The sequence below is a fragment of the Hallerella sp. genome (assembly GCF_022776125.1).
Classification (GTDB): Bacteria; Fibrobacterota; Fibrobacteria; order Fibrobacterales; family Fibrobacteraceae; genus Hallerella; species Hallerella succinigenes.
Genome location: NZ_JALFIA010000027.1, coordinates 1 through 20,984, shown reverse-complemented (window position 1 = coordinate 20,984; position 20,984 = coordinate 1). Strand labels below are relative to the sequence as shown.

Sequence of the window (20,984 nt, the reverse complement as noted above, 5' to 3'; positions counted from 1 at the left end):
GCTTCACGTGCAATGTAAAGGTCGATGTCAGCCGCATTTGCCACGAGATCCGTGCTCAAATACGTCGTCTTGGAATCCAGATCCACCGCATTCGCTTCGGTCACGACCGTCGAAAGGGTCACATTCCAAGCGGTGAGTTGCGGGTCTTCGGAAGCTGCCACAGAGCTGCTGGATTCTTCCGTCGCACATTGACTTGCAGAACGGGTAAAGACTGTCGAATCCTTCGCCACCAGTTTCAAATCATTGTTGTGACCGTAAACAATGAGGTATACGGTAAAGGAACCGCATTCCGCCATCGAGGAAATGTCGAGAGTCGGATTCAACACAGAGCCAATCGAAAGCATCGGAACCGATTCCGTGAGCTGCGTAAAGCTAAAGTCCGAAGTAGAAGCGTTGCCACTTTCGTTGCCGAGCTTGAACTGCACCGAGTCAATCACGGTCGTCGTGTCAATGTTCAAAACCGCGGCGATCGAGCCGGTAAACTTCAAAGACGTTGCCGTCGCATAACCCGCCTTAAAGCTCGAAACCGTAATCAGCGAGTCACCGTTGGATTCCGGGAGAACGATATGTTCTGCACTGCTGCTCGAGCGATCCGACTCCGGACCCGAAGAAGAAGAATCGCTACCGCAAGCGACTAAACCGAAGGACGCAAGCGTACCTAAAGCCAACATCATTTTTTTGAAATTCATAAGACTCCTCGTTGTAATTTCTTAGTGAAAATACACAAATTTTTACACAAAAGAACGAACGTAAAGAGGAATTAATCCTTTCGGTCACGGATAATATCGCGCAAACGGGCCGCTTCTTCGAAATCGAGACGGGCGGCAGCCGCCTTCATCTTCGCTTCGAGTTCTTCAAGTGTCGCACTTTCATCCGAATCGTCTGCCTCCGGCGGACCGGAAAGTTCTGATTTTTTGCCTTTTTTGGGCTTTTTGCCCTTGCCCATGATTTCGCCGAGCGGATCGACCATTTCGAGGTCATCTTCCAGTTTGCGGCTCACGGATTTCGGCACAATTCCATGTTCGGCGTTGAACGTTTCCTGAACTTCTCGACGACGGCGGGTTTCTGCCAGAGCCTTGTCGAGGCTTTCCGTCATCACGTCCGCAAAAAGGATCACCGTTCCATTCACGTTACGGCTCGCGCGTCCCATCGTCTGAATGAGACTGCGGTAGTTGCGCAAAAAGCCTTCCTTGTCCGCATCGAGGATGGCGACGAGAGAAACTTCCGGCAGGTCCAAGCCTTCGCGCAAAAGGTTAATGCCGACGAGCACGTCAAAGTCTCCCTTGCGCAGTCCGCGCAACAGCTTGTGACGTTCCAAGGTTTTGATTTCGCTGTGCAAATAGCGCGCCTTCACGTTCACCGAAATGAGGAAGTCGGTCAGGTCCTGCGCCATTTTCTTTGTCAGCGTCGTCACCAAGACGCGTTCACCCCGAGCCGTCACTTCCGAAATGCGCTTGAGCAGCACATCCATCTGACCCTGCACCGGGTACATTTCGATTTTCGGATCGAGAAGGCCTGTCGGACGGTTGATCTGTTCCACAACCGCGCCGCCCGTTTTTTCAAGTTCATATTCACCCGGCGTCGCACTCACAAACAGCACCTGCTGCGGATAAATCGCTTCGAATTCATCAAAGTTCATCGGGCGGTTATCCAAAGCACACGGCAAACGGAAGCCGTACTGCACCAGATTCGTTTTACGGGACTTGTCGCCTTCCGACATGCCACCGATCTGCGGAACGCTCACATGGCTTTCATCGATCATCAAAAGCCAATCTTCGCCAAAGTAATCGAGCAGCGTAAACGGACGCGTTCCCGGCATGCGCTGTTCCACAATGCGGGAATAATTTTCAATGCCCGAGCAGATGCCCGTGGCACGGATCATTTCCATATCGTACTTGGTACGGCTTTCCAGGCGAGCTCTCGCGAGCACACGCGCATCCGCTTCCGAAGTGTTGCCCGATTTGCGGAACGAGGCTTCTTCTTTCGTCAGCTGTTCCAAGCGTTCATTCAGTTCCAACTGAATATCCTGAGCGATGCGTTCGCGCGTATCTTCCCGCGTCACAAAGTGACGGGCAGGTGCAATGCGAATGTCCGGCAAGGATTCCTTCGCTTCCCCCGTAATCAAGTCAAATCGGCAAATGCGATCGACTTCATCGCCAAAAAGTTCAATCCGGATTCCCACGTCATCGTAACTCGGATAAACCTCAATCACGTCACCGCGCACGCGGAACGATCCGCGTTCCAAAGCAAAGTCATTTCGCTGATACTGGATATGTACAAGCTGCATCAAAATCGTATCGCGTTCAATCCCCTGCCCCACTTTGAGGCGCACCATCAAATCAAAATATTCCCGCGGAGAGCCCAGGCCGTAAATGCAACTCACGCTCGCCACGATAATCGTATCACGCCGAGTCAAAAGGTTGCTCGTCGCACGCAAACGGAGCTTGTCGATTTCGTCATTGATCGCCGCGTCTTTTTCAATATAGGTGTCCGTGTGGACGATGTAAGCTTCCGGCTGGTAGTAGTCGTAGTAGCTCACGAAATATTCCACGGCGTTATTCGGGAAAAACGTTTTAAATTCCTGATACAGCTGAGCGGCAAGCGTCTTGTTGTGCGTCAAAACGAGCGTCGGCTTCCCCACGTTCTTAATCACGTTCGCCATGGTAAACGTTTTGCCGGAACCCGTCACACCGAGCAGGCACTGAAAACGTTCCCCGCGTTCAAAGCCTTCGGTCAAATTCTGAATAGCCGAAGGCTGGTCGCCTGCAGCCCCGTATGCACTGTGCAAATCGTAATTCGCACGGGTCGCTTCCAAAAATTGCGGAAGTTCTCCCGGTTTACTCTGTTCTGGGGAAAGCTTTTCAAGGAAAGGTCTTTGATACGGATCCGGACGGATCGATTTACGTGCACGTGCCATAGCTAAAATGTACATAAGAAACCAAAAATTTTCACTTTTTGCGTAGACGTTTGGCCTACAAAAACGTCTTTAAAGAAGGAGAATTTTTCCTTTTTCAACACGGAGGTATGCATGGAAAATCTCGGAAACAAAAAATTATGGCGCGAGCCGAAAATCGCCGTTTTTCTTTCGCGCAAAGCAAAAAGAGAATTTGTTCAAAAAGTTCTCGAATGGGTCAAAGAATCCCCGTCCGAAGTTTGCTTCACGGGGCCATTCCATTCCCAGGCGGAAAAATGCTTTTTACACTACGTTCTGCAAAACGGCGGCAAGGCGGTTTGGCTCCTCGGAAAATCCCTACCCGAATATTTAAGCCGCGAAGAAGACCGCGCAATCGACGAAGGCAGACTTTTGATCGCAAGCTTTTTCCATCGGGATCATTTTAACGCGGCGACGAACCGCTTTGTAAACGATATTGCCGCGATGCACTCCAAGGCAATCCTTTTTGGACAAATTTCTTACGACAGTTTTCTTTACCCTTTTTATCAAAGGCTTTTGGAAAAACGCAAGGACGATGTCAAATTGATTTCGTGAATTACTGCGGTAGTCACAATAATCCCCTTCAGCATTGCGAATCCATCACGATTTTCGCATTCGCTTTAAACGGAAGATCTTCGGCACGGGGCGTCGCCACAAAAACCTGGCACTGCTTTTCTCGTATCACGTCAGCAACCGCTCCACGGCGGCTCTTGTCGAGTTCGGCAAAGATATCGTCCAAGAGCAGTACCGGTTTGACGAGATGTGCGCTTGCAATGTCCGAAGCGGCGAATCTTAAAGCGATTGTCGCGCTGCGGCACTGCCCCTGTGAACCGGAAGAGCGCATTTCATGATCGTGCAACGACAAAAGAAGATCGTCCTTGTGAGGCCCTGCGAGGGAAATTCCCTGCAAACGTTCGGCAATGTCGAGCGTGTCCATTTTTTCGACAAAAGCTTCACGCAGCGCTTCTTCCGAAAAGCCTTCCTGTGCCACGGAACTTTTGTAAGCGACCGAAACTTCATCGCCTTTGCCGGCGAGCATTTCGTAATAGCGGCAAATGGCGGGTGCGATTTCTTGCACCAGTTCCAAGCGTTCCTTCCAAACAGAAACCGCAAGGTCTATCAGCTGTTGCGTGAGAACGGAAAAAAGTTCTTCCCCGCCGACCGCTTCGCCGAGCTTATTCTGTTTCAGCCATTGATTGCGTTCTGCAAGAATGCGACGGTAACGGCGAAGCAAGTCCGCATTCCGCACATGGCGAAAGCAGAGAAGTTCATCGAGGTAACGCCTGCGGATTTCGGGTGCCCCTCGTGCCATTTCCATATCGGCGGGCTGCATGATCACCGCAGGAATCGTTCCAAAAAAGGAACCGACACTTTTACAAAGGACGCCGTCCTTTTTGACCGTCGTCCCCTTGGTCCTGTGAACCGAAAGGGCGCGTTCATAAAGGCGATCCGCGCTTGACGATTCCGCAAGCTGCCCGCGCAAAATCAATTCCGGTTCATTCCAGCCGATTAAATCCGAAAGCGTATGCGTGCGAAAAGAATATCCTTCACAAAGCAAATGAATCGCTTCGAGCAAGGTCGTCTTTCCGATGCCATTTTTTCCGCAGATAACAGTAATCCCGTCGCCGAATTCCCAATGGCCTTCGTGCAAATTACGCAAGGAGAGCAGGGAGAGCGAACGGATCATTTGGAAATTACTTTGTCTTTAAAATGCCGTGAAGCACCAGGTCGTGGAACATGCCCTTGAAGAGTCCCACCTGAACACCATTCGAAGCAGCGATTTTAAACGAATGAGCATCCAAAACAGCCCCGTGGAAAGCGCACAAAATCGTATAGGCGACTGCGTTCACATTTTCTATCTGGAATTCGCCTGTCTTAATGCCATATTCTAATACTAGGCGAATGTAATTGTAAGCCGGAGTCAAAATGTTTTTTTTGTAGAAATCAGAAAGTTCCGGGAAATTCGAAGCTTCTGCACTGATGAGTTTTGGAATGCCCGAAATCTTGCTTTCGCCGCCGACTGCGTTCCACCACTTTTCAATCAAAATGGAGACCAGGTCCTTGGCCGTTCCTGCATAATTGTTCAAAATCGAATCCGCATCGTAAAAGATAGGGCTCAGAGCCTTCATCACGACTTCTTGCAGAATCGCTTCCTTGTTCTTGTAATACACATACAAGGTTCCCGGCGTCACACCGGCCTTGCGAGCGATTTGGCTCACCTTCGTAGCCGCAAAGCCCTGCTGTACAAAAAGTTCCACCGCCGCATCCAAGATTTCTTGGGGGCGATCTTCTTTTTTACGCTGCCAGCGCGGACCGAACTTCGATGCGTTTTTTTCGATTTCTTCTGCCATCATATTTCAAAGTTAGTTTAATGAAGTCCCGTTCATCATAGCCAACCGCGGAAACCGAAGCTCAACGGGTTCCAAAGTTCCGCCTGAGATTCATAAACCAGAGCATAATCAATCTGGAAGAAGTACTTTCTCTTGCCCAAACGCAGACTGAATTTGTAGCCCAAACCAAACGTATAGTTGAATTCGTCAAAACCGCCACGCACAATCAAATTTTCAAGAGCTTCCCATTCCATACCAAAACGACCCGTCCAAATATGCCAATCCGGGTCAAAAACGAGGAGTGTATCCGCAACCTGGTAATCGAGCGCTTCCATCCAAACGGAAATCGGACGTTCTAAAAGTTTCGTATGGTAACCGAGACCGATCTGCAGAACCTTGGGGCGCACACCTTCGCTCTGCTCCACGGAATTGTCATTCGAAGCATTGCGAGTCCATTTTGCCGAAAGGTTCTTGCTAAAGCTCAAGTTGCGAATCACGACTGCAGTCGACCAATGTTCGTTCCATTCGCGATGCCAGCCAAGGTTCAAAACGACAGGGCTCTGGTAAGAATCCACGAGATCCGCATCTTCATAGTCGCCCGAAATATCCAGGTTGTCGTAGCTCATCGCCAAAGAAAAGCCGATACCGTCTTTACGGGTCAAACGATAACCGACGCCGATGTAAGTCGTCGTAAAGTAGGGCTGCGCACTGCCGACCGTTTCATCATCGCTGTTGATGACTTCAAAGTCCAAATCGGTTCGGTACAAAACCGCAGCGCCAATGCCCATCCGTTTTCCCACCGAAGATTCAATGCCAAGCGATCCGCCCGCGCGATCGAGATCGCGCTTTTCCGCCGCAAGGGCGTATCCCACATTACTGCGGAACGCGAGAAGGGCCGGGTTAAAATACGCCGAAGGCATTGCCGACGTATCTGCAGCACCGATGTTTCCACGTCCGAGTTCACGGCCACCGGTCGCCATACGTTCCACAAAACCGTCCATGCCGCCAAGAGCCGCCTTCTTATCGGCAAAAACACTCGCACAAGCCATCAAAAAAAAGAGTACAAATAAACGCTTCATCTTATTTGCCTCCCACGGTCATCACTTTGCCCCAACCGACATGCCCGTGATTATCCTTCACGCGCACATAATAAATGCCCATCGCCACCGCATTGCCGGCGTTATCACGGCCATCCCAATAATCTTCCGTAGCAAGTGTGCTACGCGTTGCACTGGCCGCGCGTTCTGCGTCCTTGACGATTGTGCGAACGCGACGCATATCGTAGCTAAAGACTTCAATCGTAATCTTTGAATTCTTGCTCACCTTGTAAGAAACCAAGGACTGGTTATCCGCACCGATGACCGAAGGAATCATGCGGATCGAACCCAAGTTATCCTTGAGGGCCGTCTGCTTCATGATGTGCGTCCAGGTTTTTCCCGTGTCCGCCGAAACCGAAATGCCCGCGCCATTCGTACAAGCGACAAGGCCCGTTATCTTGGCCGTCATCGGGAAGGCTGCGATGGACGTCACTTCTACGTTGCGATCGACCACGCCTGCGTTCAAGCCGTAAAGCCACTGGTTATCTTCATCGTCATACGGAATTGCACCGATGCTGTCGAGTTTCAAAAGACCGCTTGCGCTTCCTTCCACCGCCTGAACCGAAAGGAACGCCCTGTCACCGATAAAGGCGACATCACTTGTCGTAAAGTCATTCTTGTCGTAAATATTCTTTTGAGCCTTGCCCGTGGTATCGCGGAACACGACTTCGGCAAAAGCCTTTCCATTATAAGAACGCCACAGTTTATCTTCCGTGCTGGACTTGCCACGCTTGCTCGTTTCCACAATGATCTGTTCCGGATTTCCACCGATCCAGACGCCAGTTACACGAGAAGTATCAAGGCCCTTTACGCCTGAAGCCTTGAGCTTAAAATTTGAAATATCGAGCGTAAAAAGCCCACCCGCCGTCGCCAGGTAAAAAGTTCCATCCAAAGAACGGGCCATGCCAAACACCGCCGGATTGTTCACCGTATCCACGACCGAAGAGGACTTCAAAGAATCGAGAGTCAAGCTCTTTTTGTTCACCACGAAATTCGAACGTTTCGGAGAGTTGATCCCACCGCTTACGTCTTCCTTCGCCACCCCGTAAATGCCGCGAGCCATCCACAAGACGCTCGATGTCGAATCGTACACAAAGGCGGAAACCGCATGAGACATTTCCGAAAGTTCCGGGAATTCCCCCTTCGGAGCCGGAAGAGGTTTTGCCGTCACAGCATTTGCCGTGCGAGCGCTAAAATAACCATAAGGAGCCAAATAGCCCGAATCGGTTTCCGCTATCAGCGGTACGACAAATCCGAGCTTGCCCGCATTTGCAAAAGGCGTGCGACGGTGTTCCGCCGTCACATCCGAAAAGACCCCATCCTGTACCGGTGTCAGCGAATCCGGCAAAAGTTCCGTCGCCGTAATGGAATACGAAACCGTTCCCGAAGTCGGCGAAAGCGAAACGAGCGAAAGTCCGCTGCCCGCATTGCCACGGCTCACGACCCAGATCGAACCCGTCGTAGATGTAGGTCCTGCCGCATACGTGAAATTACTGACAAAGCTTTCCCCTTTAGCCGCAAACGCAGAGACGGCGAAAAGTCCAAGCTCAAGAATCGCTTTTTTCAAACGCTTCATTTCCCCTCCTAGCGCATATCGATGACGTCGACGCCTTTTTCCGGTTTCAGAATAAAGTCTTCCTTGTTCACTTTATCTAAACGCTTCAAGTTCGAAACTTCATAAGTAGAGACATTTCCCAGGCGATCGACCGATACAAGGCGCAGCGGAGAAGCGTCTTTTGTCGAAAGCCAAACTTCCATTTCGGCAAAATCCTTGCCATATTTGGAAGCGTCCAAGGTAATCACGTTCGCCGACTTTTTACCGATCTTGTCTTGCTTCATCGAAAGAGGCTTGCACTGGAGATACTTAAACAGGATCTCCGACGGGTGCATATTGCTTTCCATGTCTTCTAAAAGCTTGAGCAGGACCTGGCGCTGTTCCTGGTTCCACTGCCAAAAGTTCGTACCGTCGCAATAGATAGCCATTCCCTGGAGCTGCAAACGGAACATGTCTTTGCCGGTCACAAGCAAGTTCCCGCTCTGGTAACCGGTCTGCGGAGAGCCTGCATAATCCACGCGGATTTTAAAGTCAAAATTCCAGGCTTTGCCCGAATCGAACCATTTTTTGGAAAGCGTCATGACGGAATCCGCCGGAGCAGCCAAAGCGTTTACGGCCAAAGCCGTGATCGCAGTCGTCAAAATTTTTTGGAAAAGTCCCATAATAGGCCTAATTTACAAAAAAGGGACCCCTACTTGATGGATTCTTTTCGTGCATATTTCTATTTTGAAGCCCAAATGAGTTTTTACGCAAAGGAAACTATGATCAAGCACCTTAGCCTTTTTGTTCTTGCCGCAGCCACTGCATCTTTCGCAGTCGATGTTGAATTGCACGGCGAAATCGATGCCGATTACGCTTCTTACTGGGATAAGGACTTTAGCCCGACCAACGCCGCGAACCAAGACATTAAGCTCGAATCCAAAGTGTTTCTCGACGAAAACGTCTCCGTGAGCATCCAGGGTCGCACCCACAGTAACTACGTCTCGGAAAACGGTACAGAAGCTTCCCAGGTGCGCCACGAAAACCGCGCAACCGCCATGGGTGACAAAGAAAACCGTTGGACAGGATTTAACTTTGACGGAGTGTCTCTCGCATGGCAGTTCACCCCGCTCGCCCGCATCGTGTTCGGTGACCTCACCTACAATGCAGGTTCCTTCTCTTATTACTACTGGCGCGACACCGAAGACTATGCGGTTATCCTCCGCGATCAGAGCATCCGCGGTATCGGCTTCGAAGTGGAAAACGGCAAGGCTTACATCGGCGCTACCGAAAACAACTCCCACTCGCTCGCCGCGTTCATCACCTATGGCTTCGACCTGATTTCCAAGACGGAAGAACGCTTCACGATTACCCCGAGCCTTGACTGGGTCTTCGGCAAGGAAATCGGCCGTTCCTACACCTATGCTCTCGGTACCGAAATCCAGTACGCCAAGAGCAGCGACCTCTTCAGTTACGGTATCAACGCGACCTGGGGTACACACCCGTACAAGGGTCACGGCGTCCACACCTTCCTCGTGGAACCGTCCTTCAACTACAAGTTCTTCAACATCGCAGCGTCTTACTACCAGGCTCTCCTCGCCGAAAAGGATTCTTCCGTCGTCGACCAAACCTTCACCGAAGACGAACGCATGTTCTACATCGAACCGTCCTTGGATCTGCACAAGAAGTTCTCCATGGGCTTTACCTATGAATTCCACGATCCGAGTACGGAACAGCACAACGACAGTCGCCACTTCGTCGGCCCGTCCTTCTATCTCTACCCGACCGTCGAAGCGGAAATCATCTTCTGGGCAGGTTACAATATCTGCAGTAAAGGTGCAAACCACTTCTCCATGGGGATGAGCGGACACGTCGAATTCTAAACGACCCGTGGCACATTCAAAACGTATTCAAGCCCTTGATTCCATTCGAGGGCTTCTTTTATTACAGATGACGCTGGACCATTTCAGCGGACCGATCAGCCATGCGCTGTACCAGAGTTTCGGCTTCTTCTCTGCTGCGGAAGGATTCTTCTTTCTTTCGGGATTTGTCGGCATGCTCGCCGTCATCAGCAAAACGGCGCGCGGCGAAGACACGAGCTGGATGCGCAAGCGCGCCTTTCGCATTTGGAAATTCCACATCAGCTCGGTGATTTTCCTTGCCCTCACCGCGTTCTTGCTTCTTTCCAAGATTGCTCCTTTTTTCAAAGGTCTGTACGCACATCCGTTCAGCGGATCTGTTTTAATCGCAGCCCTCGCCTACCTGCCCGAATGGCTCGACGTACTTCCGCTGTACTGTTTTCTTCTTCTTTTTGGATCGTTCGTCGTCCCCTGGATGACCCGAGGTCATTTGAAGCTCGCCTGGGGAATTTCTTTTAGCATTTGGACGCTGTCGCAAGGTCCACTCCGCGAATCGATTCTGCACGTTTTCCCCAGCTGGATGAATCCCGGATTTTTTGATCTTTTCTCGTGGCAATTCGTATACTTTAGCGGAGCAGCCCTCAGTGCCATGTGGAAGCGTCCGAATTCCCCGCTGGCTTCGCCTTCGAAACGCCTCGACCATCTTTTCCCGATTGCCCTCGTCTTTTGCGTTTTCTGCTTTTTCTGGTCCCATGGCTTTTGGGGAATTCCCCAGCCGAGCGAAATCCTGATTTCCAAGGCCCACGTCGGCATTCTGCGGTTTGCAAACTTTATCGCCTTCGTCTGCATCATTTCGTTTATCGTGCGTCATAGGCCCACCTGGCTCGACTTGAAGCCTTGCGCAATCTTAGGCCGTCACAGCCTTGAAGTCTATACAGCCCACACGATTTGCGTCTACCTGTGGATGGCAACGCCGAACGCGGTGCAGTACCACTTGCCGTACAACGTGATCGCACCTCTCTTGTGCTGCGTTCTCCTTCTTTTCATCGCAAAAGCTCTCGACAAAAAGCCGAGAGCTTAAAATTCCCCACCCATGTTGAAATTTTTGAAGGCTTAGAAGGCGAGCACAAAGCCCGTCACAAAAAGTCCCACACCGAGCACGCCGAATCCGAGAGCGACAATACCCTTCGTGTCGCCTGAATCGTTCAAGTCCTTATTCTGTTTCACAAGCTTCTGCGTATCGGCGCTTTCAAAGGCGCTCTTCTCGTAAGCGGTCTTCTTGTCCGCCGCTTCGCTCCAATCGCTTTCCGCCAAGTACCAGAACACGCCACCAGCGATTATCGGCACAATGGAGCTCCACAAGAGGCCACGGCCAATGTAGCGGCGGGAACGTTCGCGTTCATATTCACGCTGCATTTCCACAACGCTTGAATTATCGACCGCTTCAAGTTCCACGTAAATCGGGTTCGGCATAAAGGCGCGGACTTCGACCGTGACAGCGGTATCCAGGTAGCCGATCTTGCGCATGTAAACCGTTTTCGCGACCGACGGTTCCGTTTCAATCGCCACGTCCGTCAGGTATTTTGGCATCACGCTTTCCGTCGGCTGTTCATCGATATAAACTTCCACGCCGTCCGGGATCGTTGCCACGGTGAGCTTTGTCGTCGGGCGTTCCACGGCAATGTGAACCTTGTTCAAAGAATCCGCATTGATCTTCACCGTCTTCGATCCCCACCAGTCCACGTCCTTCAAACGTTTTTTGACCGAGAACGTGTACTTACCCGGCTTGATTTTTTGGACGGTATCCGGGGCAAACATTTCCAGGGGTTCGCCGTTGATAAAGAGTTCGCAGCTGTCCGGGTAAGAGCTCACAAGGATATTCGCACCTCCTTCCGGATAGAGAGGCTCGTATTCCTCTTCATCCTCGGTATAGACAAAGTCCGAAAGCGAAAGATTCACCGGTTCCTTGTTTTCCAAGTTCGTCATGCGTTTAAAGTCAAGCTTGTAATACTTGATGTACTTCTGCTCCACAGGGATTGCAGCCTCTTTTGCAATCGAATCCTGCACTTCTTTCGCACGAATGGAATCTTCCTCCGCTTGGATTTTGGCTAAGGAGTCCGCTGCCGCCTGCTGTTCCTGTGCAAGGAGAGCCGTTTCGAAATCGTTTTCCGCTGCGGCTTGAGCCTTGGCCACCGAATCCGCCACACGCGCAGCTTCCGCAATCGAGTCGAGCCTTGCAAGAGAATCTTCGACCGCTTCCGCCGAATTGACGACCGCATAATTCGAAGACTCTTCCGCCGCATGTTCTACGGAATCCGAAGCCGTAGAATCCGGATCTATCTTGTCTAAGAGCGCTTCATCTGCCTTCTGGATTTCCGCCTTCTCTGCGGAATCAAGCGGCAACAGATAAACCGTATCTTTTTCAAGCTTTACAAACTTTGCATCCTGCTCCACGGAATCGGTGAGCAGAACAAAACGAACGGGCACATCACGCGCAAAGACGGCCACCGAAAGAATCATCAGCGACGCAAAAAAGATTTTAAAGGACGACATCATACATCGTTAAAATAATTTAAATCGTAAAAAGGGGAACATCAATTCACCTTTATCCAGGAGATTCAGATGAAAAAATATCATTGCACCGAATGCGGTTACATTTACGATCCCGCAGAAGGAGATCCGGAAGGCAACATCGAGCCGGGTATCGCCTTTGGACACTTGCCCGAGGATTGGGTTTGTCCCGTTTGCGGAACTGAAAAGAAAGACTTCGAAGTGGAAATCGACTAGTCTCGAATTACAGACAAATTAATTTTCGTTTTCCAGTTTTTCGAGCTTTGCGCAGAAGATAGGCCCTCGTCCCGCACAGCGGTCCGGAAGCATTTGCAAGCCGAATTCGGTTTGATCCGTTCCGGGAATGTCTGGCTTCATTTCCAAAACGCGGACTTTGCCCTTGCGTTTTTTCAAGATTTTGCGCACCACGTCGTCGTTTTCCATTTTGGAAAGCGCACAGGTGCTGTATATCATTTGGCCTCCCGGTTTTAGAGCATCGACAGCGCTCGCGAGCAGCGAGCCTTGTGTAATCGCAATGTGCGAAATGCGCTTCTGAGACCATTCGGCTAAGTATTTTTCGCTTTCCATCACGTGCCGTTCCGAGGAACAGGGCGCATCGAGAAGGATGCGGTCAAAAGTTTCCTTGCGGTACATGCCAAAGCGGACACCGTCGTAGCCGGAGACCTGAACGATTTTCCGATATTCTTCGGGGAGCGTGTTTTCGAGCACATGCGAAAGGCGCTGTCTGCGGTCGGGCGAACGGTCGTTGGACTGCAAGGAACCTTTGCCTTGCAAGGCTTGGGCGAGGATGAGCGTTTTACCGCCTGGGGCTGCGCACATGTCGAGAACGTCCATGCCGGGTTCTACGCCAAGAGCTCGTGCCGCAAACGCAGAGGCTTCATCCAGATAATACGGTTCCTTTTCGGGGTATTGGATCGTTTCGTAAACGGCTTCTCCACGGAGAGCCGGCAGTAAGGCGTTCCAACGTTCGCCAAAGTATTCCGAGTAGAAAGCAAAGAAATCGGGAGCTGCCATGCGGGCTAAATTAGAAACTTCAGAAGGGTTTAAAAAATAAGAAGGCCGATTCCTAAGAACCGACCTATCTTATTGAGCTACCTGGACTCGAACCAAGACAAACAGATTCAGAATCTGTTGTGCTACCATTACACCATAGCTCAGTGATTTGACCCAAAGTTAGAAAAAATGTTTAAAACGGCAAGGGGGGTGCGACAAAAAGAGCCCAAACTTGTGTTTTTTCTACCGAGTTCAGCCAATCCATGAGCCGAATCTGGTCCGAAAAGCTCCTAGAGATGTAGGAATCATCCGTAAGAATCGACTGGAGGACCACCGGGCGACGCTCCGAAATCCCTGCCAAGCGTTTGGCTTCGGTTATCGCGAGATCCATTCCGCCAATCCGGTGCACAAGACCGTTTTGAACCCCTTGACGGCCCGTGAAGACGCGCCCACCGGCAAGGCTTTTGTCCAAGGAATCCTTCGAAAGTTCCGTCGCTTCGCTGACCACACCGAGGAAGCGGTCGTAGAAGGCGTCCATGTAATTCTGCAATGCCTGTTTTTCTTCGTCGTCAAATTCGCGGCCCTGCCCTTCGGCATCGGCATGCGGATGCGTCTTGATCGGTTCCATACGAAGCTTGAGCTTGTCGAGCAGACCCTTAAAGCTGACCTTGCCGCCAAAAATGCCGATGCTTCCGATAATGCTCGCCTTTTCGGCGATGATTTCATTTGCGCCGCATGCAATGTAATAACCACCGCTTGCGCCCATGTCGCCAATGCTCGCAATCACCGGCATTCGAGTCTTCGCAATCGTGCTCAAGCGATGCCAGATTTCATCCGAAGCCTGTGCCGAGCCTCCCGGGCTGTTGATGCGAACGATCAGCGCGGAATACTCCGGAGAATGCATCAGGTTTCCCAAGGCGTCCAGAACTTCCGCAGAACCCGTGCTGCGTGTTCCCGTGATCGGATCGTATCCGCCAGAACCGTCCACGATCGAGCCTTCGATATTCAACAAGGCAATCCTTGAACGCGGGCGCCAGTCCTCGTCGAAAATGCGCAAGCCCGCTTTCGGCACAAAGTCCGAGACCATCACAAACGGAGCTTCGATCCCGTAAAGCGTCTTCAGCACATAAGGAGCGACTTCGTCCAAGTACAAAAGCGTATCCACAAGCCCGACCCTTTTCGCATCCTGGGCGAGCAAGCTCGGATGAGCCATCATTGAATCCAAAGATTCCGTATTTGATATCCGAACGCGGGAGTCCGCCGTCATGGACCTCCACCAATCCTTGTAAAGCGTTTCGTAATTCGAACGGGCTTCGACGCTCATCGAGTCCGCGGTGTAAGGCTCAACCGCCGACTTGTAAGCTCCATGACGCAAAAGTTCCACCTTCACCCCGATCCAGTCAAAAAAGCCTTTGTAATAAAGGACTTCCCCGCCGACACCGCGGTAATTCACCCGAGCCGAAGGTTCAAGCACAATCTTTGACGCGGAACTTGCCGCAAGCAACGTCGTCGGACGGATCTCGTCGAGGTAAGCGACCGTAACACGCCCCTGTGTATTGAGCTTTGCAATGCCTCTTTCGATTTCCTTCGAAATCGCGGTACCCGCTTTGTAACCGGAAAAATCAAAAATGATTACTTCCGCGCTACCGTCCGCAAGGAGCAGTTCAAAGTTTTCCCGCAACGATTCTAAGCTGAGCGACTGTTTTCCAAAAAAAGAAAAGCCCTGTTCCGTTTCCTTCAAAGGCATCGAAAGCGGAACGCGCACCACACGGGAAAGCATGTTCGCATCCGCGATTCTTGCCGAATGATACCCAATCGAAAAATGGCGAGGCTTCCAATCGTTGTCAATCGAAAGCGTTCCATGGACCGTGCGTCCAAACGCATGCGAAAGATAAACTCGGTAATCTTCCTTACCGTGAAGCGGAATCTGCACCCCGACGTTCAAGAGCTTCAAATCGGCCTGCAACAGCAAACGGTGCGTGCTCTGGTTCACCCCGGCATAGCTGACCGAAAAGCCGTCCCATAGGCGAACAGTCGCCCCGTATTCCTGCATCCGGCGTTGCTTTTCTGGGCCGAACTGCAGTGCATGGCGGCTGTCAAAACCCAAAGCGAGCCAGTTGAACGGGCGCACCAAAATGCCAGGCGTCATCGAAAAATCCGTTCCGTCAAAATCGGCACTGCGGAATGCACCCACCGAAATTCCAAGGAACGCCAAACGGTCGAGCATCGGAATGGAACTGATCCAATTCCATCGCGATTCATCGACTCCTTCATAGTCGGAGCGGTATTCAAAAGACGCACCGAAGTAATCGCCGTTCGCACCCAAGGACATTTCATAAACATCGTCCTTGGTACATCCAAAATTCAAAACAGCCCCTGGAGAATCGAATGCGGAAAGGCCCGCCGGATTCCCAAAGAGACCGTTTGAATTCGGGAGAGATGGAAACATCCATTCCCCCGGAAGGTATGCGAAAGAAGTAACAGTCAGGGTGAATAGAATCTGGGCGATATATTTTTTCATTTCTGAAAAAATATAACCTTATTTGCACTTCACATAGAATGTCGGATTCTTGGAGAAGACGCTATCCGCAAGCCACTGACCGCTCGCCGTGAGCTCCATATTGCGGCTTTCGAAAGCAGATGCTCCCTCGGGCACACAGGAAGCCGACCAGTTCGCCGAAGAAAGCTGGAACTTGTCAACCCATTCCTGCCATTCCGAATTGTGTTCAGAAACATCACCATCGCCGTTCGCATTAATCGTTCCCCATTCAGAAACGATCACGGAAAGACCGCCCGCCATCGCCTTTTCGGCGCGAATGCCCTGGTTCGAAATCTTATGCGATCCCGCATAGTAATGGAAGGAATAGGAAATATTTTCGCCTTCCACCGGTTCCTTCACAAAAAGGTCCGGAGTCTGATCCCACGCCGGGCTTCCGACGATGACCATGTTATCCGAGTACTTGCGGATTACGGGAATCACCGTTTCTGCATAAAGCTTGATCCAGTTCCAACGCGCATCCGTCGGTTCGTTATAAATTTCAAAAATCACGTTGTCATAGGCTCCCCACTTCTGGGCGACATATTCAAAGAAGAGCATCGAAGATTTCGGATCGAGATGCGCCTTATGAGAATGATAGTCCACGATCACATAGATATCGTTCTTGATTGCCGATTCGATTGTGGAATCCAAGAAGGCGCGATACTTTTCCGTATCCGTAAAGTAATTGCCACGGCCCCAGTTCAAATCCACGCCCATTGCAGCACGAATCAGTTCGATGTGCATGGAATCGACCATCCATGTAATCTTTTCGTCGTTGTAAAAATCCGTGCCGTTTTCTATGAGGCTCCAGTAAAGGCTCATGCCACGGACCTGGACTTCATTTCCCGGTGTCGAATACGCAGGGCAAGAACCGTAAATGCGTCCATGGCCGTCTGCATTCAAGCCAACCTTCATTTCACCGTACTGACCGACCGGTCCCACGCGGCGAGGTTCGATCGTCGGTTCCGCGACATGCACGTCCAATTGGAGCAAGGAATCCTGCAAGTCATAAACCTGCCGGATCGAATCCTGTTTCAAAGAATCGCGAACAATGGAGTCGCGAACAATGGAATCCCGAATCGCAATCTGGCGAATCGAATCTTGGATAATGGAATCGCGCACAAGCGAATCGCGAATGATGGAATCCCGTCTTGCGACTTCCGCCAACGAATCCAGAAGCTGTTCATACGCAATCGAATCTTGGATTGCAATTTCTTTCGCAATGGAATCCGCTATCGCCTGCTGGCGAGCCCGTTCTTCTTCAAGCACTGGAGACGGAGAAAGATCTTCGTCACAGGCAGACAGAAGAGAGAGAAGTAGGGCACCCAATAGATAGCGAATTTTCATATAGCCTCCCTAAGCTTTTTCTTCAATATATTTTTTGCCAAAGAGAAGCAGCCTAAGATTTCTACCGATTCTGTTTACAGCTGAACACAGGCTTTCAGAGCTGAGAAATTAGAGATGTGATCGCCACGCGCACTCACTACTCATTCGATCGAATAGCCGTCACAGTCGGGCAAGTCACTTCCAAATACGAACCGTTGTCGTTCGAAACAGCAACCGTCGGCGTTACCGATTGTCCCGCAGCCGTAAACGTTAGCGAAGCGTTAGCCCAAGTCGGGTTCACATCGCTTGACCAGGTATAGGCCGAAATACCAAGGAGGCTTTCACAACCTGAGATATTCCAGTTAGCAAGCCCATAGCCATTCGAAACATCTACCGTTTCCGCAGAAGCCGTGCATTTACAGCCTGTAATCGGAGCGACCGTCACCGTCAGCGGAGAACATGTGATTGTATCGCCGCCCGCAATCGAAAGCCTTGCGATGTAAGTTCCCGTTTCCGGATATTGGCCAGAAACATTGCGAAGTCCCTTTCCCGAACCCGTTCCTTGATAAGAGCCTTCAATAATCCATTTGAACTTAAGGGAGCTTGCCACACTAGTATCTGCAGGACTCGTCTGGGTAAAGACCCACGTTGCCCACTGCGTCATCACAATGGAATCTTTTTGCGGAGCACAGGTTCCAAGAATTTCAACCGATTCCGCACTGCTTGAAGATTTTGCCGAGGAGCTGGATGGTTTCGTTTCCCCCGCCACGCTCGACGAAGAATTGACTTTGACGCTGGACGAAGAATTGACTTTCACGCTCGACGAAGAGCTCACAGCACTTGACGAGGAATTGCCGTTAGGGATCGTCGAAGACGACGAAACTATCTCGCTTGAGCTGGATGAAATCGTCGAAGACGATGATTCCATTACAACGGATTCGATTCCAGAAACAGCCCTCAAATCCGTATCTTCACACGCAACCATCCCAAAGACAAGCAAGCTTGCGGCCAGGGTAAAAAATTTCGATTTTTTCATTACAGCCTCACCGCCCAAAGAACGAAACGAGCACCGACGTTCCACGCCCGAGCATCGAGTTTCCTTTCATTCACAACGAAAGACGTGGAATTTGTCAAATCGTAAGCACCGAAAAGCGCGGCTTCAAGAGACACCGCCCCCAGCGGGAAGCGGTAACCGGCAGAAATTTCGAGCGGAACTTTCACATGAGATTCAAGTCCCCAATAAATACTCTGTTCCTGACTTTCACACAAAGTAATTTTATCCTGGAGAGCGACCATAACCGCCGAGCCGAGCTCTGCCCAGACGCCCTTTTCCTTGCTGGACTGGAACCGTACAGCGGCTCCGCCACCCAAGCGCCAAAAGCCTTCATTGATCGTCGCCTGAGTTCCTTCGCTAACATAGACTGCTTCATATTCGCCAAGAGCCGAAAAGCGGAATGCGAAATGGTTAAAACCAATCAACCCCGAAAGGCCAAACGCAACATGCGGAGCTTTCAGGTGATTTTCCTGAAGTTTGACATTCCACATGCCAAAAGCACCATCCAAAGCAACGCCCAAATCCACCCACAGATTTTCTGAGGAAGCTTCACTTGCATTAGGCGCAAGAACAAGGGTAGAACTAGAATCTGACGGCTGCGCAAAAGCGCAAGATGCCACAGCAATTAAAAATCCAACGATTCGAAAAATACGTTTCATTTCCTAGGAAAATATATACCACACCTCTCTGCAAAAAAAGCAAAAAGATTTTAATGATGTTTCCCGTTTAAAACAAAAAGACCTCTCCGAAGAGAGGTCTATAATTACTGCAAATGGATTGCATTACAAGGCTAAGATTTCATTTTCAGATAGGCCGCTTTGTTTGGAAATAAGCGAAATGCTGACTCCCGCATCCCGAAGTCCCTTTGCCATCTCCCTCCGTGCTTCAGCACGTCCTTCAGCACGTCCTTTTGCACGGCCTTCTGCACGGCCTTCGGAAAGGCCCTCTTCGCGGGCACGAGCCTTCTCCACATAAAGTTCGTAATTGTGATCGCCCATTTTCATCGCCTCGCTTACTAAGAACTCATTTGTAAATGTACTCAATTTTGCACGCTCCTGCAAGAGACGGAACATTGGGTCAACGACAGCGTTCCCAACAGTCTCGTCGTTAAGACTTTCAAAAAAGCGAAGCCACAGCGCAAGGCGACTGTTGTCCTTGGTAAAATTCCCTTTAAGGAACTTGGGAATTTCTACAAGCGTGATGGTCTGCTTTTCGTAAAACACCTCGTTTTCCTGATTTTTGAGACGGATGCTGTGGCGATAATTCCCGGAACGGGGAAAGCCGTTGAACATTTGCAGACTGATTAAATTTAAGTTGCGGAGGCAGTAGTCCTCACCCTTGACGCGGCCCGCAACCACATGCTTTGCGGCATAAAGCACCAAACGGTCGGCATAGCTTTTGCCATTCACATGCTGAACTTCAAGGACAATTCGATCCTTATGTTGGTCATCCGCCACGATATCCGAAGTCGATGTTTTTGCAAAAGCTTCTGGGCTTACAGGATTTGCAAATGTGACGTGATCAATGCAATCGGCACCATCCAATTTGAGCACTGCATTCAGAAAATCAACGGTGACCGCTTCGTTGGCGGGATTTCCCAAAAGCACTTTGAAAATGTCGTCGTTGTAGACATAAACATATTTATAGCGTTCAGTATACTTTGCAATACAGGCGCGCGTATCGCCGCCAGTCTTGTGGATTTCGCAAATGTCCCGAAGCATTTTCGCATATTGTTCTTTTGTCATTATTTCCTCTGCTAGTTACTTACCACTCCAACAAGATGATTCCGTTTGAAAGCATTCGTTTTATTGCAAAATTCATGCCATAAACGAAATGCCGATTTTCGTAAAAAAAACAGAAGAATTCTTCAGCAGCAAGACTGATTAATCGCTCATTAATCAGTTTGGGCAATTCCTAACGCAGAGAAATCACAGCAAAAAAATAGCCAGCAGTTTTGAATGCATACAAAAAAGACCTCTCCGAAGAGAGGTCTTTTTTTGAAATTTACTAGGCTAATACCAGCTATTACCACCAGTTAGCACCGCATTTAACTTCGGAGGTAGCGCCAGTCAATTCAAGGCTCATAGTACCAGAGCAGTCCGAAGCGCTCACGCCTTCAATTGCAGCATGATAAGTACCAGAAGTCGCCGCACCTCCGTTGACAGATGCGCTCCAAGATTCACCGGTAGCGCTCGTGCACCAAATTTGGCAGCCGCCAGGATTCGTCGCACCCATAGAAATAGTGTAAGATCCAGCTTTCGGCAAAGTCACCAAGTCATTAGCTTTAAGAATTTCATATTCCGGAGCAGTCGAATCCGTCACCTTCACAGTACCACAAGTCACTTCTTGCTTCGTTCCTTCGGCGTTCGAAACCGTCACCGTCGGAGTCTGTTCGCCCTTGGCAGAAACCGTCATCGAGCCTGTGTTATCCGAACCTGTCACACCTGTCGACCAAGCGTAGCCCGTAATTGTTGCATCCGAAGTGCAGCCCGTTACCTTCCAAGAAGCCGTCGCCGAAGCTCCGTTGATATCCACTTCAGCAGCGTCAGCCGTGCAAGAGCAACCCGTAATCGCAGCGCCGTTCACCTGAAGAGCCGAGCACGTGACCGTATTGCCGTCTACCACGAGAGTCGCCGTCATCGTTCCGCTTTCCGTAGCATAGGTGGCCGTCGTCGTCTTCAAACCGGTACCATTCGCAGTTCTTTCTGTCGACTTCGGCATGGTCCATTCATACGCAGCCTTTGCTCCA

At 50.5% G+C, this 20,984-nt stretch carries 19 protein-coding genes and 1 tRNA gene; 4 read left to right on the top strand and 16 right to left on the bottom strand.

What is annotated here, in order from left to right:
- Both MR847_RS04280 and uvrB read right to left on the bottom strand, forming a co-directional pair.
- Positions 1 to 674, bottom strand: a 674-nt coding sequence (locus MR847_RS04280; RefSeq protein ID WP_287723037.1) for a hypothetical protein, incomplete at its 3' end; no start/stop codon positions are given.
- 86 nt (positions 675 to 760) lie between these two features.
- Entirely contained in the window at positions 761 to 2,932 is a 2,172-nt protein-coding gene (uvrB, locus tag MR847_RS04275; RefSeq protein WP_287723036.1) for an excinuclease ABC subunit UvrB, read from the bottom strand.
- 96 nt (positions 2,933 to 3,028) lie between these two features.
- Between uvrB and MR847_RS04270 the strand changes: the two genes are divergently transcribed.
- Positions 3,029 to 3,487, top strand: a complete 459-nt coding sequence (locus tag MR847_RS04270; protein WP_287723035.1) for a hypothetical protein — start codon at positions 3,029 to 3,031, stop codon at positions 3,485 to 3,487.
- A gap of 28 nt (positions 3,488 to 3,515) precedes the next feature.
- Here the strand turns inward: MR847_RS04270 and recF are convergent, their stop codons facing one another.
- The 5 genes from recF to MR847_RS04245 are packed head-to-tail and all read right to left on the bottom strand — an operon-like array spanning position 3,516 to position 8,576.
- Positions 3,516 to 4,619, bottom strand: a complete 1,104-nt coding sequence (gene recF / locus MR847_RS04265; RefSeq protein ID WP_100424906.1) for a DNA replication/repair protein RecF — start codon at positions 4,617 to 4,619, stop codon at positions 3,516 to 3,518.
- Positions 4,620 to 4,626: 7 nt separating this feature from the next.
- Positions 4,627 to 5,286 (bottom strand): TetR/AcrR family transcriptional regulator, encoded by a 660-nt coding sequence (locus tag MR847_RS04260; RefSeq protein ID WP_106520062.1) that lies wholly within the window; start codon positions 5,284 to 5,286, stop codon positions 4,627 to 4,629.
- A 32-nt stretch (positions 5,287 to 5,318) separates the two neighbouring features.
- Positions 5,319 to 6,341: a PorV/PorQ family protein gene (locus MR847_RS04255; RefSeq protein ID WP_106520061.1), complete on the bottom strand. Its 1,023-nt coding sequence runs from the start codon at positions 6,339 to 6,341 to the stop codon at positions 5,319 to 5,321.
- Position 6,342: 1 nt separating this feature from the next.
- Positions 6,343 to 7,935: a hypothetical protein gene (locus MR847_RS04250; protein WP_287723034.1), complete on the bottom strand. Its 1,593-nt coding sequence runs from the start codon at positions 7,933 to 7,935 to the stop codon at positions 6,343 to 6,345.
- An 8-nt stretch (positions 7,936 to 7,943) separates the two neighbouring features.
- Entirely contained in the window at positions 7,944 to 8,576 is a 633-nt protein-coding gene (locus MR847_RS04245) for a LolA family protein (RefSeq protein ID WP_100424910.1), read from the bottom strand.
- 99 nt (positions 8,577 to 8,675) lie between these two features.
- On the opposite strand from MR847_RS04245, the gene MR847_RS04240 reads away from it, so the two are divergent.
- Both MR847_RS04240 and opgC read left to right on the top strand, forming a co-directional pair.
- Positions 8,676 to 9,776 carry a hypothetical protein gene (locus MR847_RS04240; protein WP_100426744.1) on the top strand — a complete coding sequence of 367 codons (1,101 nt, stop codon included), beginning with the start codon at positions 8,676 to 8,678 and terminating at the stop codon, positions 9,774 to 9,776.
- Between the two features lie 7 nt (positions 9,777 to 9,783).
- Entirely contained in the window at positions 9,784 to 10,833 is a 1,050-nt protein-coding gene (opgC, locus tag MR847_RS04235; RefSeq protein WP_287723033.1) for an OpgC domain-containing protein, read from the top strand.
- A gap of 32 nt (positions 10,834 to 10,865) precedes the next feature.
- Here opgC and MR847_RS04230 read toward each other — a convergent pair whose 3' ends face one another.
- A complete protein-coding gene (locus MR847_RS04230; RefSeq protein ID WP_287723032.1) occupies positions 10,866 to 12,272 on the bottom strand; it encodes a hypothetical protein in 1,407 nt (468 codons plus the stop codon).
- A 102-nt stretch (positions 12,273 to 12,374) separates the two neighbouring features.
- Between MR847_RS04230 and rd the strand changes: the two genes are divergently transcribed.
- A complete protein-coding gene (rd, locus tag MR847_RS04225) occupies positions 12,375 to 12,539 on the top strand; it encodes a rubredoxin (protein ID WP_100424913.1) in 165 nt (54 codons plus the stop codon).
- Between the two features lie 18 nt (positions 12,540 to 12,557).
- On the opposite strand, the gene MR847_RS04220 is transcribed toward rd, so the two are convergent.
- The 8 genes from MR847_RS04220 to MR847_RS04185 all read right to left on the bottom strand — a co-directional run.
- Entirely contained in the window at positions 12,558 to 13,337 is a 780-nt protein-coding gene (locus MR847_RS04220; RefSeq protein WP_100424914.1) for an RsmB/NOP family class I SAM-dependent RNA methyltransferase, read from the bottom strand.
- A gap of 72 nt (positions 13,338 to 13,409) precedes the next feature.
- Positions 13,410 to 13,480, bottom strand: a tRNA-Gln gene (locus tag MR847_RS04215).
- A gap of 29 nt (positions 13,481 to 13,509) precedes the next feature.
- A complete protein-coding gene (sppA, locus tag MR847_RS04210; protein ID WP_287723031.1) occupies positions 13,510 to 15,837 on the bottom strand; it encodes a signal peptide peptidase SppA in 2,328 nt (775 codons plus the stop codon).
- Positions 15,838 to 15,855: 18 nt separating this feature from the next.
- Positions 15,856 to 17,202 (bottom strand): glycoside hydrolase family 5 protein, encoded by a 1,347-nt coding sequence (locus tag MR847_RS04205; protein ID WP_287723030.1) that lies wholly within the window; start codon positions 17,200 to 17,202, stop codon positions 15,856 to 15,858.
- A gap of 136 nt (positions 17,203 to 17,338) precedes the next feature.
- Complete coding sequence (locus MR847_RS04200) at positions 17,339 to 18,217, bottom strand: hypothetical protein (protein ID WP_287723029.1); 879 nt, start codon at positions 18,215 to 18,217, stop codon at positions 17,339 to 17,341.
- Positions 18,217 to 18,894, bottom strand: coding sequence for a hypothetical protein (locus MR847_RS04195; protein WP_287723028.1), 678 nt, complete (start codon positions 18,892 to 18,894; stop codon positions 18,217 to 18,219). Before MR847_RS04195 ends, MR847_RS04200 begins: the two co-directional genes overlap by 1 nt.
- A gap of 123 nt (positions 18,895 to 19,017) precedes the next feature.
- Entirely contained in the window at positions 19,018 to 19,980 is a 963-nt protein-coding gene (locus tag MR847_RS04190; protein WP_100424919.1) for an Rpn family recombination-promoting nuclease/putative transposase, read from the bottom strand.
- Between the two features lie 280 nt (positions 19,981 to 20,260).
- Positions 20,261 to 20,984: hypothetical protein (locus tag MR847_RS04185; protein ID WP_287723027.1), on the bottom strand; the 724-nt coding region annotated here is incomplete at its 5' end.

Excerpts from the sequence above, each read along its gene's own strand:
- uvrB (WP_287723036.1), bottom strand. The coding sequence starts at position 2,932 with ATGTACATTTTAGCTATGGCACGTGCACGTAAATCGATCCGTCCGGAT.
- MR847_RS04270 (WP_287723035.1), top strand. The coding sequence starts at position 3,029 with ATGGAAAATCTCGGAAACAAAAAATTATGGCGCGAGCCGAAAATCGCC.
- recF (WP_100424906.1), bottom strand. The coding sequence starts at position 4,619 with ATGATCCGTTCGCTCTCCCTGCTCTCCTTGCGTAATTTGCACGAAGGC.
- MR847_RS04260 (WP_106520062.1), bottom strand. The coding sequence starts at position 5,286 with ATGATGGCAGAAGAAATCGAAAAAAACGCATCGAAGTTCGGTCCGCGC.
- MR847_RS04255 (WP_106520061.1), bottom strand. The coding sequence starts at position 6,341 with ATGAAGCGTTTATTTGTACTCTTTTTTTTGATGGCTTGTGCGAGTGTT.
- MR847_RS04250 (WP_287723034.1), bottom strand. The coding sequence starts at position 7,935 with ATGAAGCGTTTGAAAAAAGCGATTCTTGAGCTTGGACTTTTCGCCGTC.
- MR847_RS04245 (WP_100424910.1), bottom strand. The coding sequence starts at position 8,576 with ATGGGACTTTTCCAAAAAATTTTGACGACTGCGATCACGGCTTTGGCC.
- MR847_RS04240 (WP_100426744.1), top strand. The coding sequence starts at position 8,676 with ATGATCAAGCACCTTAGCCTTTTTGTTCTTGCCGCAGCCACTGCATCT.
- MR847_RS04230 (WP_287723032.1), bottom strand. The coding sequence starts at position 12,272 with ATGATTCTTTCGGTGGCCGTCTTTGCGCGTGATGTGCCCGTTCGTTTT.
- rd (WP_100424913.1), top strand. The coding sequence starts at position 12,375 with ATGAAAAAATATCATTGCACCGAATGCGGTTACATTTACGATCCCGCA.
- MR847_RS04220 (WP_100424914.1), bottom strand. The coding sequence starts at position 13,337 with ATGGCAGCTCCCGATTTCTTTGCTTTCTACTCGGAATACTTTGGCGAA.
- sppA (WP_287723031.1), bottom strand. The coding sequence starts at position 15,837 with ATGAAAAAATATATCGCCCAGATTCTATTCACCCTGACTGTTACTTCT.
- MR847_RS04205 (WP_287723030.1), bottom strand. The coding sequence starts at position 17,202 with ATGAAAATTCGCTATCTATTGGGTGCCCTACTTCTCTCTCTTCTGTCT.
- MR847_RS04200 (WP_287723029.1), bottom strand. The coding sequence starts at position 18,217 with ATGAAAAAATCGAAATTTTTTACCCTGGCCGCAAGCTTGCTTGTCTTT.
- MR847_RS04195 (WP_287723028.1), bottom strand. The coding sequence starts at position 18,894 with ATGAAACGTATTTTTCGAATCGTTGGATTTTTAATTGCTGTGGCATCT.
- MR847_RS04190 (WP_100424919.1), bottom strand. The coding sequence starts at position 19,980 with ATGACAAAAGAACAATATGCGAAAATGCTTCGGGACATTTGCGAAATC.